The 13,506-nt window shown below is 67.7% G+C and carries 18 protein-coding genes; 12 read left to right on the forward strand and 6 right to left on the reverse strand.

Annotated elements, in window-relative coordinates; translation table 11 throughout:
- Positions 1–6 precede the first annotated feature (6 nt).
- The 5 genes from lepB to pyrE are packed head-to-tail and all read right to left on the reverse strand — an operon-like array spanning position 7 to position 2,948.
- Positions 7–939 (reverse strand): signal peptidase I, encoded by a 933-nt coding sequence (gene lepB, locus ETO60_RS05210; protein ID WP_130003455.1) that lies wholly within the window; start codon positions 937–939, stop codon positions 7–9.
- Positions 936–1,337 (reverse strand): holo-ACP synthase, encoded by a 402-nt coding sequence (acpS, locus tag ETO60_RS05215; protein WP_130003457.1) that lies wholly within the window; start codon positions 1,335–1,337, stop codon positions 936–938. Before acpS ends, lepB begins: the two co-directional genes overlap by 4 nt.
- Positions 1,334–1,612 carry a pyridoxal phosphate biosynthetic protein gene (locus ETO60_RS05220; RefSeq protein WP_130003459.1) on the reverse strand — a complete coding sequence of 93 codons (279 nt, stop codon included), beginning with the start codon at positions 1,610–1,612 and terminating at the stop codon, positions 1,334–1,336. Before ETO60_RS05220 ends, acpS begins: the two co-directional genes overlap by 4 nt.
- A complete protein-coding gene (locus ETO60_RS05225; protein WP_130003461.1) occupies positions 1,609–2,352 on the reverse strand; it encodes a pyridoxine 5'-phosphate synthase in 744 nt (247 codons plus the stop codon). Before ETO60_RS05225 ends, ETO60_RS05220 begins: the two co-directional genes overlap by 4 nt.
- Positions 2,349–2,948, reverse strand: a complete 600-nt coding sequence (pyrE, locus tag ETO60_RS05230; protein WP_130003464.1) for an orotate phosphoribosyltransferase — start codon at positions 2,946–2,948, stop codon at positions 2,349–2,351. The genes ETO60_RS05225 and pyrE overlap by 4 nt, the downstream gene beginning before the upstream one ends.
- Before the next feature lie 252 nt (positions 2,949–3,200).
- On the opposite strand from pyrE, the gene coxB reads away from it, so the two are divergent.
- The 11 genes from coxB to ETO60_RS05280 all read left to right on the forward strand — a co-directional run bounded on the left by coxB (position 3,201) and on the right by ETO60_RS05280 (position 12,390).
- Positions 3,201–4,262 carry a cytochrome c oxidase subunit II gene (gene coxB, locus ETO60_RS05235; RefSeq protein ID WP_390612683.1) on the forward strand — a complete coding sequence of 354 codons (1,062 nt, stop codon included), beginning with the start codon at positions 3,201–3,203 and terminating at the stop codon, positions 4,260–4,262.
- A 39-nt stretch (positions 4,263–4,301) separates the two neighbouring features.
- On the forward strand, positions 4,302–6,041 hold the full coding sequence (ctaD, locus tag ETO60_RS05240) for a cytochrome c oxidase subunit I (protein WP_130003466.1): 1,740 nt from the start codon (positions 4,302–4,304) through the stop codon (positions 6,039–6,041).
- Positions 6,042–6,105: 64 nt separating this feature from the next.
- Entirely contained in the window at positions 6,106–7,023 is a 918-nt protein-coding gene (locus tag ETO60_RS05245) for a heme o synthase (protein ID WP_130004563.1), read from the forward strand.
- Positions 7,020–7,145 (forward strand): hypothetical protein, encoded by a 126-nt coding sequence (locus ETO60_RS11450; RefSeq protein WP_255416990.1) that lies wholly within the window; start codon positions 7,020–7,022, stop codon positions 7,143–7,145. Before ETO60_RS05245 ends, ETO60_RS11450 begins: the two co-directional genes overlap by 4 nt.
- A 1-nt stretch (position 7,146) precedes the next feature.
- Positions 7,147–7,758, forward strand: coding sequence for a cytochrome c oxidase assembly protein (locus tag ETO60_RS05250; protein ID WP_130003469.1), 612 nt, complete (start codon positions 7,147–7,149; stop codon positions 7,756–7,758).
- 14 nt (positions 7,759–7,772) lie between these two features.
- Entirely contained in the window at positions 7,773–8,594 is an 822-nt protein-coding gene (locus ETO60_RS05255) for a cytochrome c oxidase subunit 3 (RefSeq protein ID WP_130003471.1), read from the forward strand.
- Between the two features lie 157 nt (positions 8,595–8,751).
- Complete coding sequence (locus ETO60_RS05260; protein ID WP_130003473.1) at positions 8,752–9,324, forward strand: SURF1 family protein; 573 nt, start codon at positions 8,752–8,754, stop codon at positions 9,322–9,324.
- 55 nt (positions 9,325–9,379) lie between these two features.
- Positions 9,380–10,780 (forward strand): threonine synthase, encoded by a 1,401-nt coding sequence (thrC, locus tag ETO60_RS05265; protein ID WP_130003475.1) that lies wholly within the window; start codon positions 9,380–9,382, stop codon positions 10,778–10,780.
- The gene (locus ETO60_RS05270; protein WP_130003477.1) at positions 10,780–11,670 is read left to right on the forward strand and encodes a class I SAM-dependent methyltransferase; all 891 of its coding nucleotides are present in this window, start codon (positions 10,780–10,782) and stop codon (positions 11,668–11,670) included. The genes thrC and ETO60_RS05270 overlap by 1 nt, the downstream gene beginning before the upstream one ends.
- 9 nt (positions 11,671–11,679) lie before the next feature.
- Positions 11,680–12,051, forward strand: coding sequence for a dihydroneopterin aldolase (locus tag ETO60_RS05275; RefSeq protein ID WP_130003479.1), 372 nt, complete (start codon positions 11,680–11,682; stop codon positions 12,049–12,051).
- A gap of 3 nt (positions 12,052–12,054) precedes the next feature.
- A complete protein-coding gene (locus ETO60_RS05280; RefSeq protein WP_130003481.1) occupies positions 12,055–12,390 on the forward strand; it encodes a Rossmann fold domain-containing protein in 336 nt (111 codons plus the stop codon).
- 18 nt (positions 12,391–12,408) lie between these two features.
- Here the strand turns inward: ETO60_RS05280 and ETO60_RS05285 are convergent, their stop codons facing one another.
- On the reverse strand, positions 12,409–12,939 hold the full coding sequence (locus tag ETO60_RS05285; RefSeq protein WP_130003483.1) for a hypothetical protein: 531 nt from the start codon (positions 12,937–12,939) through the stop codon (positions 12,409–12,411).
- A gap of 175 nt (positions 12,940–13,114) precedes the next feature.
- Here ETO60_RS05285 and rplU point away from each other — a divergent pair, with 175 nt between their 5' ends.
- Positions 13,115–13,501 (forward strand): 50S ribosomal protein L21, encoded by a 387-nt coding sequence (gene rplU, locus ETO60_RS05290; RefSeq protein ID WP_130003485.1) that lies wholly within the window; start codon positions 13,115–13,117, stop codon positions 13,499–13,501.
- Positions 13,502–13,506: the final 5 nt, after the last annotated feature.

The raw sequence follows: 13,506 nt of genomic DNA on the forward strand, positions 1-13,506 counted from the left end.
CTGGCGTCATGGAGCAGGGCGGATGTCCGGCCGCAGCGAGGTCCAGGCGCGGTCGCCTCGCAGGGAGGTGAACCAGGTCACGGGGTTCAGGCTGGTGGTGCCGTCGAGCGAGAAGGTGACGAACTCGGCCCGGCCGCTGATGTTGGCGAGCGGGACCGGCCCGCCTAGCCCGCCGCCTTCCACCGTCAGCGGAGCGCGGCTGTCGGCCGAATGGTCGCGGTTGTCGCCCATCACGAAGACGGAATCCTGCGGCACCACCATCTCGTCCATGTCGTCGAGCAGCTGCGAACGATGGTCGATGATCAGATAGCTCGCTCCGTTCGGCAGCGTCTCGCGGTAGACCGGCATCTCGCAGACGATCCGTCCGTCAGGCAGGCGGGTGCGCATACCGGGGTAGGCGCCCGGGTCGCAGCGACTGTTCAGATCGACCGGCAGGCGGACCGGCGGCTCGACTTCCTGCGGCACGGGACGGCCGTTGAGAATGATCTGGCCATTGCGGATGGCGATGCGGTCGCCGGGCAGGGCAACCACCCGCTTGATGTAATCCTCGCTGCGGACCGGGTGCACGGGCACGACGATGTCCCCGTAGGCCGGCGTGCTGCCGAAGAGGCGCCAGTCGCCCCGCGGCAGAAGGTGGAAGGAGATGGACGACCAGTTGAACCCGTAGGGATACTTGCTCACGATCAGCCGGTCGCCGACCATGAGGTTCGGAAGCATGGACTCGCTGGGAATGTAGAACGGCTTGGCGACGAAGCTGTGGAAGCCGATCACAGCGAGGAGCATCAGAGCCAGGCCACGCAGTTCCGCCAGCCAGTTGATCGGCTCCCGCCTTTCCTCGCGCCGCTCGGAGGCGGCAGCCGACCCGTCCTTTGCCAGCACGGTCTCGCGCGGCGAGCGGGCCGCGGCGGGAGGATTGGCGGGATCTGATGGTGGGCTCATTGCTTGACTGCCTCGATGATTACGAACGCCTGAGCCCACGGATGGTCGTCGGTCATGGTCAGGTGGATGAAGGACAGATGACCCGGCGGAATCAATTCCGCAAGGCGTTTTGCCGCCCCGCCGGTCAGGTGCAAGGTGGGCGCGCCGGACGGCGCGTTCGTCACGGCGATGTCCCGCATGTAGACGCCGCGGGCGAAGCCGGTGCCGACCGCCTTCGCGAACGCCTCCTTGGCGGCGAACCGCTTGGCCAGCGTTCCCGCCTTCGTGTGCGGCCGGCTCGCCGCCTTGGCGCGTTCCCCGGCCGAGAAGACCCGCTGCTCGAAACGGTCACCCCAGCGGTCGAGCGAGGCGGCGATGCGCTCGATGCTGCACAGGTCGGAGCCGATGCCGACGATCACAGCGCACGCACGAAGACTGCGGCGACGAGCGCCAGCACGAGAAGGTGCAGCGCGACCTGCGCCTTGAACAGCGGGTGCGTGACGTCGCCTCCGGCGATACGGAAGGCGCCCGCATAGCCCGCCACCTGAAAGACGAGCCAGGCCGGCGCGAACAGCCACAGCGTTCCGGTGCCCACGGCCAGCCCAAGCAGCAGCAGCGATGCGAGGAACGGCACGGCCGCCGCCGCCAGCACCAGACCGGCCCCGCGCAAGCCAGTATCGTCCGGAGCGGTCATCGCGCCGCATCCATCAGGCGGCGCATCTTCAGCACGGCCTGTTCGAGCCCGACGAAGATGGCCTCGCCGACGAGAAAATGGCCGATGTTGAGTTCGGCAAGCTGCGGAATGGCGGCGACAGGCTGGACGTTGTCGTAGGTCAGCCCATGGCCGGCATGCGGCTCGATGCCATTCTTGGTTGCCAGCGCCGCCATGTCGGCAAGCCGGCGCAGTTCGGCTGCCCTTTGCTCGGGCGAGGCATGGGCGTATTCGCCGGTGTGGAACTCCACCACCGGGGCGCGCAGGCGGATGGCCGCGTCGAGCTGTCGTTCGCACGGGGCAATGAACAGCGACACCCGGATGCCGGCGGCAAGCAGCCGGTCAACGAAAGGGTACAGCAGATTGTGCTGCCCGGCCGCGTCCAGCCCGCCTTCGGTCGTGCGCTCTTCCCGGCGTTCGGGGACGAGGCACACCGCGTGCGGCCGGTGGGCAAGGGCGATGTCCAGCATCTCCGCGGTGGCCGCCATCTCGAGGTTGAGCGGGAGATCGGTGGCCTCGGCGATGCGCCGCAGATCGTCGTCGCGGATGTGGCGGCGGTCTTCGCGCAGGTGCGCGGTGATCCCATCCGCGCCGACGGCGGCGACCTGCTGTGCCGCGCGGACCGGGTCGGGATGATCGCCCCCTCGGGCGTTGCGCACGGTGGCGACATGATCGATGTTGACGCCCAGCCGCAGCTTGCGTGGTGCCGGCACCGTGGTCATGGCGTCGCTGCGGAGGGCTGCGCGCGGCTGCCCGGTTTGACCGGCGGAATGGCTGCCAGATCGGCCGGCACCGCGTCCGGCGCGTAGGAGGGAACGTCTAGGTTGAGGAGCGCGTGCAGCGGCACGCCAAGATCCGCGTTGCCGCCGCTGCGGTCGACCAGCGCCGCCTCGGCCACGACCTCGCCGCCCAGCGCCGCGATCGCCGCCATGGCCTCACGGCTCGACAGCCCGGTGGTGACGACATCCTCGACCAGCAACACCCGCTCGCCCGGCGCGATCGTGAAGCCGCGGCGCAGCACGAACCCGTCGCCGCCACGTTCGAGAAACACCGCGTCGCGGTCGAGCGCACGGCCCATCTCGTGCCCGATGATCAGCCCTCCCATGGCCGGCGAGACCACCTTGTCCACAGCTTCGCGCAGCTCTGCCGGAAGGCGCCGCGCGAGCGCCTCGGCCAGACGGGCGGCGCGCCGGCCGTTCATCAGCACGCGGGCGCACTGGAGGTAGTGCCGGCTGTGGCGGCCGGACGACAGAAGAAAATGCCCTTCAAGCAGCGCGCCGCTGGCGCGGAACTCTTCCAGCACGTCCTGTGGGGTCATCGCATGCTCCGGTTCCGCAGCGGGGTTGAGGCCCCTTGACGCGGGCGCAAATCTCCTAGAAGCGCTTGAGCAGAGGCACAAGCGGTCCTATATCGCCGGCGCTGACGAGGCGCTGGTCCGACTGTGCAGGAGCGGGAAACCGCGGAACGTGCCGACAACCCGGTAGTGAAAGACCTAGGTGTGACGCTATTCCAATCGAAAGGGCCGGCAGCGGGTGTTCCCCGTCTCGCGGTTCTGGCCAGCGCGCTGCTGATGATCGCCGGTGTCGGAATGACTCCGGCCGTGGCGCAGCAGCCGTCGCCTTCGCCGACCGTTGCGGCGCCGCTCGCGCCGCCGGCGCCGGACGCCGCTGCCAACGTCGCGCCTGACGATCCGCAGGGCGCGACGCCTGGCAACGACACCGCTCCGCAGGAAATCCGTGGCGGGGACGGGCCGGAAGCCGCCGGGGCGGACGCGTATCAGCCGCTCGGCCCGGAGTGGATCCGGGGCGTCCCGGCCGATCCGCGGCAGGATTTTGCCAAGGCGCTGACCTTCCAGGACCAGTATTCAAACACTGGGAACTATGCCCTGTGGATGCACAACTGGGTGCTGCTGCCGATCATCGTGGCGATCACCCTGTTCGTGCTCGCCCTGCTCCTGATCGTCATCGTGCGCTACAACCGGCGCCGCAACGCGGTGCCGTCCAAGACGACGCACAACACGCTCATCGAGGTGGTGTGGACGGTCGTTCCCGCCCTGCTGCTGCTCGTCATCGCCATCCCCTCGATCCGCCTTCTCGCCAAGCAGTACGAGGCGCCGCCGGAAAACGCGGTGACCATCAAGGCGACGGGCTACCAGTGGTACTGGACCTACACCTACATGGACAACGGCGAGTTCGAGATCATCTCTAACATGATGCCGGAAGAGGAGGCGCAGGCGCGCGGGTTCCCCTCTCATCTTGAGGTGGACAACCGCCTCGTGGTGCCGGTCAACACGCCAATCCGGCTGCAGACCACGGCGGCCGATGTGATCCACTCGTTCGCCGTTCCGTCGCTTTGGTTCAAGCTCGACGCCATTCCGGGTCGCCTGAACGAGCGGATGCTGACCATCCGCGAGCCGGGCATTTATTACGGGCAGTGCTCCGAATTGTGCGGCGCGCGCCACGCCTACATGCCGATCGCGATCGAGGCGCTGCCGCGGCCGCAGTGGGAAGCCTGGGTGCGCGCGCAGGGCGGCACCCTCGGCGACGAGGCGGAGGCCGAAGCCGGAGCGCAGCCAGCTGCGGTTCCTGCCGCCACGGAGGCGGCCGCGCCCGCTGCCGGCGCCGCAGAGTGATTCCAACTTATTCCTTTCCTGCAGTGAAAGACTGACGAGATGGCCACCACCGCAGACGCCTTCCAGGCCCACGGCGATGTTCCCGCCCACAGCCACGCGGATGACAAGCCGGGTTTCTTCGCCCGCTGGTTCATGTCGACGAACCACAAGGACATCGGCACGCTGTACCTGATGTTCGCCGTGTTCGCCGGGCTGGTCGGCGGTGCCATTTCAGGCATCATGCGGGCCGAGCTGGCCGATCCGGGGATCCAGTATCTCGGCTGGTGGGTCAGCCTCATGGGCGGCGAAGCGTCGTTGAGCGCGAACCTGCACATGTGGAACGTGCTGATCACCGCGCACGGTCTGATCATGGTGTTCTTCATGGTCATGCCGGCCATGATCGGCGGCTTTGGCAACTGGTTCGTGCCGCTGATGATCGGCGCGCCCGACATGGCCTTTCCGCGCATGAACAATGTGAGCTTCTGGCTCACCTTCGTCGGCTTCATGAGCCTCATGTTCTCCCTCTTCGTTCCGGGTGACATCAGCGGTGCGCTCGGGGCCGGAACCGGCTGGACGCTCTATGCGCCCCTGTCGACCGATATCGGTTCGCCCGGTCCGGCGGTGGACTTCGCCATCTTCGCCCTTCACCTGGCGGGGGCCGGGTCGATCCTGGGCGCAACCAACTTCATCACCACCATCTTCAACATGCGCGCGCCGGGCATGACCCTGCACAAGATGCCGCTGTTCGTGTGGTCGGTGCTGGTGACGGCGTTCCTGCTGCTGCTCGCCTTGCCGGTGCTGGCGGCGGCGATCACGATGGTGCTGACCGATCGCAACTTCGGCACCACCTTCTTCGAGCCGGCAGGTGGCGGCGACCCGGTGCTCTATCAGCACCTGTTCTGGTTCTTCGGCCATCCCGAAGTGTACATCATGATCCTGCCGGGCTTCGGCATGATCAGCCAGATCGTCGCGACGTTCAGCCGCAAGCCGGTTTTCGGCTATCTCGGCATGGCCTACGCCATGGTCGCGATCGGCGTGATAGGGTTCGTGGTGTGGGCGCACCACATGTACACGGTCGGCCTCGACGTGAACACGAAGATGTATTTCACCGCCGCCACCATGATCATCGCGGTGCCGACCGGGGTGAAGATCTTCAGCTGGATCGCGACGATGTGGGGCGGCAGTCTCGAATTCAAGTCGCCGATGGTATGGGCGCTTGGATTCATCTTCCTGTTCACCATCGGCGGGGTGACCGGCGTGGTGCTCGCCAATGGCGGGATCGACGACGCGCTGCACGACACCTACTACGTGGTTGCGCACTTCCACTACGTGCTGTCGATGGGGGCCGTGTTCTCGATCTTTGCGGGCTGGTACTACTGGTACGGCAAGATGTTCGGCCGCATGCACAGCGAATTTCTGGCGCATCTCCACTTCTGGATGTTCTTCATCGGCGTGAACATCACCTTCTTCCCCATGCACTTCCTGGGGATGAACGGCATGCCGCGGCGCATTCCCGACTACCCGACCTACTTCCAATACTGGAACAACGTCGCGTCGGTGGGCTACATGGTCATCGCCGCCTCGCTGATCCCCTTCATCGCCAACATCATCTACGCGCACACGGTGGGCCGCCGCGCGCCGGCGAACTACTGGGGTGAAGGCGCGACGACGCTGGAGTGGACCCTGTCCAGCCCGCCGCCCTACCACCAGTTCGAGACGTTGCCGGTGATCGAGGATCATCACAGCTACCACGACCACATGCCGCGCGATCCCGGTGTGGCCACTCCCGCGAGAACATGAGGGCAGGCGCAGTTGGTCCGGCCCGCCGCCGGCAGCCGGGCCGACTGCGCATGCTGACAGGATGATGATCACAGCTGCCACGTCTCTGCAGAGCGCCCGACCGGCCGATTGGCGGGATTTTTTCGCCCTGACCAAGCCGCGGGTGATGAGCCTGGTGATCTTCACGGGCCTGTGCGGACTGCTCGCGGCGCCCGGATCACTCCATCCGGTGCTGGGGTTCACCGCCATCCTGTGCATCGCCATGGGAGCCGGAGGCGCCGCCGCCCTCAACATGTGGTGGGAAGCCGATCTCGACCGTCTGATGCGGCGGACCGCGGGGCGGCCGCTGCCGGCCGGGCGGCTCGAGCGGCGCGACGCGCGCGACTTCGGCGTCGCACTCGCGGTGGCCTCCGTCGGCATCATGGGGCTGGCGATCCACTGGCTGGCGGCGGCGCTGCTCGCCCTGTCGATCGTGTACTACGCCGTAGTCTACACCATGTGGCTGAAGCCCCGCACGCCGCAGAACATCGTGATCGGTGGCGGGGCCGGGGCGTTTCCGCCGCTGATCGGCTGGGTGGCGGTGACGAACGAGATCACCGTCATGCCGCTGCTCCTGTTCGCCATCATCTTCATGTGGACGCCGCCGCATTTCTGGGCGCTCGCCCTGTTCGCCCAGACGGACTACGCCAAGGCGGGCATTCCGATGATGCCCGTCGTCCGCGGGGAGAAAGCCACGCGCGCGCAGATCCTGATCTATGCCGTGCTGCTGTGTCCGATCGCGCTCGCGCCCTTCATCATCGGCGCGGCGGGGGCGCTGTACGGCGCCGCGGCGCTGATCCTGTCGCTGGCGTTCGTCGCGCTGGCGGTGCCGGTGTTTGCCGGGCGCAGCGAAGAGGCGAGGGCGGAGAAGCGGCTGTTCGGCTTCAGCATCCTCTATCTGTTCGCGCTGTTCGCGTTGCTGGTCGCGGATGCGCTGCTGGCCCGGGCGGGACTGCTGCAATGACGCCCGACGAAGAAGCCGACCTGCAACGGCGACGCCGAAGCCGCAACCTCGTCGTGGGCGGCGCGCTGCTGTTCTTCGCCGTGCTGTTCTACGCCATCACCATCGTGCGCATGGGAGATTGAGATGGAGGCCAGTCGCAACCTCCGCACCGGTCTGCTGGCGGGCGGCATCGCGCTGGCGATGCTTGCGCTGGGTTTCGCGGCCGTGCCGCTTTACCGCATCTTCTGCCAGGTAACCGGCTTTGGCGGCACCACGCAGATCGCCAGCGAAGCGGACGCTGTGCTCGCGGAACGTTTCGCCCGCAGTGCCGGAACGCGGCCGATCTCCATCCGGTTCGACGCCAGCACGGCCCGTGACCTCCCGTGGTCATTCCGCCCCGTCCAGATCACCGACCGGGTCCAGATCGGCGAACGGGATCTGGCGTTCTACACGGCCCGCAATGACGGCGACCGGCCGATCACGGGAGTGGCCTCGTTCAACGTGTCGCCCGCCTCCACGGGCAAGTACTTCCACAAGGTGCAGTGCTTCTGCTTCACCGAGCAGACCCTGCAGCCCGGCGAGGAGGTGCGCATGCCGGTGCTGTTCTACGTCGATCCCGCCATTCTGGACGATGAGAACGCCCGCAATGTCGAGCAGATCACGCTGAGCTACACCTTTCACGAGGCGCTTGAACCGGCCGCCGGAACGTCTGGACCGGCCGCGGGCGGCGCACTAAGGAGCCAGCAGGCGAGCTGAGAAGGAAGAGCCACATGGCCGGAACTGCCAATCACGACTACCACATCCTTCCGCCCGATATCTGGCCGCTTGTCGGATCGCTTTCGGCGCTGACGTTCACGACCGGGCTCGTGCTGCTGATGCACGACATGCCGAGCCACTGGCTCGTGCTGGGGCTGGGCATCGCCGGCCTGATCGCGACCTTCTATGGCTGGTTCTCCAAGGTTGTCGCAGAGTCGCAGGCCGGCCACCACACGCCGGTGGTGCAGCTGCACATGCGCTACGGCATGATCCTGTTCATCGCTTCGGAGGTGATGTTCTTCGTCGGGTGGTTCTGGGCCTGGTTCAGCTTCGCCCTGTTCCCGAGCGAACTGGCCGATGTGATCGGCGGCCGATTCCCGCCGGCCGCCATCGAGTCGGTCATCAATCCCTTTCAGCTGCCGCTGCTCAACACGCTGATCCTGCTGTGCTCGGGGACGACGGTGACCTGGGCGCACCATGCGCTGATCCATGGCGATCGCGACGGCCTGAAGAAGGGTCTGTGGGCGACGATCATCCTTGGCGTCATCTTTTCGCTGATCCAGGCGTACGAATACGCCATTGCGCCGTTCCCCTTCGGGGAAAACACCTACGGCTCGGCCTTCTACATGGCGACGGGTTTCCACGGGTTCCACGTCATCGTGGGGACGATCTTCCTCATCGTGTGCTTGCGTCGCGCCTATCTTGGCCACTTTACGCCGCGGCAGCATTTCGGCTTCGAGGCGGCGGCCTGGTACTGGCACTTCGTCGACGTTGTCTGGCTGTTCCTCTTCATCGCCGTGTACATCTGGGGCAGCGCCGGCGTTCCCTACCACTGATGGATGAGAATGCCGGGGTGAACGCCGCGCCTGCGAAGGGGCGCATGGCGTTCACCCGTGTCGCCGCAGGTGACCGGCCGTGGTGCGGTATAGGTGCGCCAAAGTCCCTTGGGCTGTGCGGCGGCGCGGGTGGAGCGCACACGTCTGCGGACGAGGCATGACGCTGAGGCAGGTTCCGCTGGTGCCGACCGTTCTGGTCGTCGTGGCTGTGGCGGTCATGATTGCTCTCGGTGTCTGGCAGCTCGGGCGGGCGGAGGAAAAACGCGCGCTCATCGCGCAGTACAGGGCAGCCGTGACAGACGCGCAGCCGGCCGCGTTTCCGCACACCGCATCCGCCGCCGCGCGGGTGCTCTATCGCCGGACGCAGGTGCGCTGCGTCTCCGCCAGTCCGGCGGGCGCCGTCAGCGGGACGAGCGCGGACGGGCGCAAGGGATGGGCGCACCGGGCCCGGTGCCGTGACGCCAACGGAAGGGACGTACTCGTCGACCTCGGCTTTTCCGACCAGCCGGTGGCGCCGTCCTGGAGAGGCGGCTCCGTCGCCGGCGTGATTGCCCCCGGACCCCGGCTCGTTGCCGATCCGCCGCTCGCGGGGCTGTCGCCGCTCCGCCGGCCCGATCCTTCCGATCTGCCGGACAATCACCTGGCATATGCGATCCAATGGTTCGTCTTTGCCGGGGTGGCGGTCGCCATTTACGTGCTCGCGCTGCGCCGAAGGTCCACCGGTTCCTGATCCGGCCGTCGGCGCGGCTTGCCCGCCGTTGCGGGCCGGGCTAGGTGCCCAGCGGATGGACTACATCTCCACGAGGGGCGCCGCCGACCCGGTGGGGTTCTCAGCGGTCGCCCTCGGCGGGACCGCACCCGACGGCGGCCTCTATATGCCGCGCATCTGGCCACAGTTCACGCCTGAACACCTGCGCCGCATGCGCGGGCTCGATTACCCCGACCTCGCGGCGGAAGTGATGGGGCCGATGATCGGCGACGCGGTCGCAGCGCCCGACCTGTCGCGGCTCTGCCGGGACACCTACACCCGCTTCGACCATCCCGCTGTCACGCCGCTCGCGCAGCTGTGCCGGCAGCATTGGGTGCTCGACCTGGCGCGCGGGCCGACCCTGTCGTTCAAGGATGTTGCGCTGCAGTTCCTCGGCCGCCTGCTCGAGCACCTCACCGCGTCGGATCCCCTGCCTCTCGTCATCGTCGGCGCCACGAGCGGCGACACCGGCTCTGCGGCCATAGAGGCGGTGGCGGGTCTTGCCCATGTGGCGATTGTCATGCTGCATCCCGCCGACCGGATCAGCGACGTGCAGCGGCGGCAGATGACGACGGTGCGCGCGCCCAACGTGCACAACCTCGCCATCGAGGGCACCTTCGACCATGCGCAGGCGCTCGTGAAGCAGCTCTTCGCTGACGAGGAACTGCGCGCGTCGATGACCCTGACCGCCGTGAACTCGATCAACTGGGTCCGGATCATGGCGCAGTCGGTGTACTATTTTCAGGCCGCCCTCGCGCTTGGCGCTCCCGACCGTCCGGTCGCGTTCAGCGTTCCGACCGGCAATTTCGGCAACGTCTTCTCCGCTTACGCCGCGTCGCGGATGGGACTGCCGGTGCATCGGCTGGTCGCGGCAACGAACGTCAACGACATCGTGCACCGCGCAATTGCCACGGGCCGCTACGAACGGCGGCGCGTGCAGCAGACGGCGACGCCCTCGATGGACATTCAGGTCAGCTCCAATTTCGAACGGTTGCTGTTCGAGGGAGCCGGGCGTGACGGAGCGCGGATGCGCGGCCAGATGGAACAATTCGAGGCGCACGGATCGGTGGCGCTGGCGCAGGACCAGCAGGCCTTTCTGCGCCCCCTGTTCCTCAGCGAGCGCGTCGAGGGGGACGACATGGTCCGCACGATGGCAGCCGCGTGGGCCGACGCGGGCATGCTGCTTGATCCCCACACCGCCATTGCTCTCGCTGCCGCGCGGCGCCAGCCATTCCCGCCCGAGGTTCCGGTGGTGACGCTGGCAACTGCCCACCCGGCCAAGTTCCGGCAGACGGTCGAGCGAGCCACCGGAACGCGCCCGTCGCTGCCGGCGCGGCTCGGCGACCTGTTCGCGCGCGAAGAGCGACTGGAACGGCTGCCCGCCACCTACGCCGCCACCCGCGACGCGGTGCGCAGAGCGGCGCGCGAGATGGCGTGATGGCGTGGCTCGAGGAATCCCCGCTCCTGATGCGGGGGGCAGGCTGGGCCGACTACGAACTGCTGGACAGCGGCGGTTCGCGCAAGCTCGAGCGATACGGACCTCTGCGCTTCATCCGGCCCGAGCCGCAGGCCTTGTGGCGGCCGCGTCTGCCGCACTGGCGCGCGGATGGCGAGTTTCTCCCCGCCTCGGACGAGGATGGCGGCGGACGCTGGACCTTCGCCTGCGCGCCCGCGCCGCCGGGATGGCCGCTGGCGTGGGACGATGTGCGGTTCACCGCCCGCTGCACTCCGTTCCGTCACCTGGCGTTCTTTCCCGACATGGCGCCGGTCTGGCAGTGGATGCGCGAGCAGCTCGCCGGCCGCCACGATGCGCAGTTGCTCAATCTGTTCGGCTACACGGGCGTCGGCTCGCTCGCCCTGTCGCGGCACGGGACCGTGACGCATGTGGATGCATCGCGCAAATCGGTGGCGCAGGCGCGCGAGAATTGCGCCCTGTCTGGGATGGAAGACCGGCCGATCCGCTGGCTGACGGATGACGCGGTGAAATTCGCCGCCCGCGAATGCCGTCGAGGGCGGCGGTATGACGGGATCATCCTCGATCCGCCCAAGTTCGGACGGGGACCGGACGGAGAGGTCTGGCGGCTGGAGAACGACCTGCCCGTGCTGCTCGAGCACTGCCGATCGCTGCTCGACCCGCGCAGCCGCTTCCTGTTCCTCACCGTGTACGCCGTGCGGATGAGCAGCCTTGCTCTTGGCACCCTGCTGGTGCAGATGCTGGCCGACCTGCCGGGCCGGGTCGAACACGGGGAACTCGTCACTGTCGAGAGCGGAGGTGACGGGCGGCTGCTGCCGACGGCCATCTTCGCGCGCTGGTCCAATCACGATTGAGTAACTGACATGGCCGAGACGCTTACGCTGGAGGTCGCCGATCTCGAGGTCGACGTGCTCACCGGCATCTACTCCGAGGAAACGGGCAAGCCGCAGCCGCTCCGCATCACCGTCACCGCGGAGCTGCCGGCCCATCACCGCTACGCGCCGGACACGCCGCTTTCGGCCAGCAAGAACTACATGGACCTGAAATTCGCCGCGACGCAGGCCCTCCCGCCGGGCGTGCATTTCAAGCTGATCGAAGCAGTCGCCGATCACATCTGCGAAACGCTGTTCTTCCAGGACGAGCGGATCACGGCGGTGACGGTCAAGATCGTGAAGCTGGCCATCGCGGAGAACGGGGAGAAAATCGGCATGACCCTGCGGCGCGAGAGGCGCTGAGGGATGCAGCGCGTGGTCAACGTCACGGACCTGCCGACGGGCGCGCTCGAAGCCGCGTGCGCGTTTCACCGGGCATGGGTTCCGCAGGTGATGGACACGCTGCGCCTTGCCGGTTCCCCGCTCGATTCCGTGCTGATCGTCCTCCCACCGGCGGGGCACGCACACCGCGAATGGCGCGCCGCGGCCATGCGGATGCTGGCACGCGAGGCTGCGCCCATTCGCGTCAACGGCATCGCTCTGGAAGACGACGCCGACGTGCTGGAACGCTGTCGCCGCTTCTTCGAGCAGGCGCCGGGGGTGACCGGTCATTACCTCCCGATCGAGCCGGCTCGTCCCTGACCACAGCCGGGCGGGGTTTCAGCGGAGCGCGGTTTCCAGCGGTGCAAGCGCCGTGCGCTGCTGCGCGACGAGAGCGGTTATCTGGCTGCGGGCCTCGCCGACTTCCTCTGTTCCCTGCATGGCGTTGCTGCGCTCGACCAGCAGCGCGTCGATGTCGGCCAGCGCGAACACGGTTCCGCTGCCAAGGGTCTGAAGGTTTCCCAGGGCAATCTGCGCCGCGGCGTAGGCGTCGCTGTCGATGCCCGCGCGGGCACCGGCCGCCACAGCGCGCCGGGTCGCCGGCAGAGCGGCAAGGAAACGCTGGTGCGCGCTCCGGGCGCGAGCGACGGCGTCATCGAGGCGCGCGCGCGACGCGGCATCGAGCGGCGAGGTGTCGACGAGCGCCAGCGCCTCCTGCGCCGAGGCGCGCGCATGGTCGGGACGCTCGGCCGGGCGCAGAGCGAGCGACGGATAGTCGGTCCGCGCCGGAGCGCAACCGCCGAGCAAGGGCGGCGCCAGCAGCGGGACAAGGAGCGCACCAGTGGCGCGCGCGAGGAGGCGGAAACGCATCGCCTGCGCCTAGCAGCCGGCTTACGTTCTGTCAGCCGCCAGAGAACGCGGCGGGTCGGTTGACTTGCCCGTCCCGGTCGCTTATCGGCCTTGGCTTCGGGCGCACCCGCGAAGGTGTGCTGCGTCATGCCGTCCCGGCGGGGCGGCGACACCACAGATCGGAAGTGAGTACACCATGTTCGCAGTCGTGCGCACGGGCGGCAAGCAGTATCGGGTTGCCGCCGGAGACAAGATCGCCGTTGAGAAGCTGGCCGGCAATGCCGGCGACACGATCACCCTTGGTGACGTGCTGCTGGCCGGCAAGGGCGATTCGTTGCTGGACGCGGCGAGCACGACCGTATCGGCCGAGATCATCGCCCAGGCTAAGGGCGAAAAGGTCGTGGTGTTCAAGAAGCGGCGCCGGCACAACTATCGGCGCAAGAACGGCCACCGGCAGCAGCTGACCCTGCTGCGGATCGTTGCCGTCGGGGACGACCGTTACGACCCCGCCGCCGCAAAGGCGGCACAGGGCGAGGCGCAGCCGGAACAAGCGACGCCGGCGGCAGATCAGGCTCAAGGATAAGTTCG

This window comes from Qipengyuania thermophila, assembly GCF_004153605.1.
GTDB lineage: Bacteria > Pseudomonadota > Alphaproteobacteria > Sphingomonadales > Sphingomonadaceae > Qipengyuania_B > Qipengyuania_B thermophila.

What these genes read in the sequence shown, in the direction of transcription:
- lepB (WP_130003455.1), bottom strand. Translation starts at nt 939, where the DNA reads ATGAGCCCACCATCAGATCCCGCCAATCCTCCCGCCGCGGCCCGCTCG.
- ETO60_RS05220 (WP_130003459.1), bottom strand. Translation starts at nt 1,612, where the DNA reads ATGACCGCTCCGGACGATACTGGCTTGCGCGGGGCCGGTCTGGTGCTG.
- ETO60_RS05225 (WP_130003461.1), bottom strand. Translation starts at nt 2,352, where the DNA reads ATGACCACGGTGCCGGCACCACGCAAGCTGCGGCTGGGCGTCAACATC.
- pyrE (WP_130003464.1), bottom strand. Translation starts at nt 2,948, where the DNA reads ATGACCCCACAGGACGTGCTGGAAGAGTTCCGCGCCAGCGGCGCGCTG.
- coxB (WP_390612683.1), top strand. Translation starts at nt 3,201, where the DNA reads ATGATCGCCGGTGTCGGAATGACTCCGGCCGTGGCGCAGCAGCCGTCG.
- ctaD (WP_130003466.1), top strand. Translation starts at nt 4,302, where the DNA reads ATGGCCACCACCGCAGACGCCTTCCAGGCCCACGGCGATGTTCCCGCC.
- ETO60_RS05245 (WP_130004563.1), top strand. Translation starts at nt 6,106, where the DNA reads ATGATCACAGCTGCCACGTCTCTGCAGAGCGCCCGACCGGCCGATTGG.
- ETO60_RS11450 (WP_255416990.1), top strand. Translation starts at nt 7,020, where the DNA reads ATGACGCCCGACGAAGAAGCCGACCTGCAACGGCGACGCCGAAGCCGC.
- ETO60_RS05250 (WP_130003469.1), top strand. Translation starts at nt 7,147, where the DNA reads ATGGAGGCCAGTCGCAACCTCCGCACCGGTCTGCTGGCGGGCGGCATC.
- ETO60_RS05255 (WP_130003471.1), top strand. Translation starts at nt 7,773, where the DNA reads ATGGCCGGAACTGCCAATCACGACTACCACATCCTTCCGCCCGATATC.
- ETO60_RS05260 (WP_130003473.1), top strand. Translation starts at nt 8,752, where the DNA reads ATGACGCTGAGGCAGGTTCCGCTGGTGCCGACCGTTCTGGTCGTCGTG.
- thrC (WP_130003475.1), top strand. Translation starts at nt 9,380, where the DNA reads ATGGACTACATCTCCACGAGGGGCGCCGCCGACCCGGTGGGGTTCTCA.
- ETO60_RS05270 (WP_130003477.1), top strand. Translation starts at nt 10,780, where the DNA reads ATGGCGTGGCTCGAGGAATCCCCGCTCCTGATGCGGGGGGCAGGCTGG.
- ETO60_RS05275 (WP_130003479.1), top strand. Translation starts at nt 11,680, where the DNA reads ATGGCCGAGACGCTTACGCTGGAGGTCGCCGATCTCGAGGTCGACGTG.
- ETO60_RS05280 (WP_130003481.1), top strand. Translation starts at nt 12,055, where the DNA reads ATGCAGCGCGTGGTCAACGTCACGGACCTGCCGACGGGCGCGCTCGAA.
- ETO60_RS05285 (WP_130003483.1), bottom strand. Translation starts at nt 12,939, where the DNA reads ATGCGTTTCCGCCTCCTCGCGCGCGCCACTGGTGCGCTCCTTGTCCCG.
- rplU (WP_130003485.1), top strand. Translation starts at nt 13,115, where the DNA reads ATGTTCGCAGTCGTGCGCACGGGCGGCAAGCAGTATCGGGTTGCCGCC.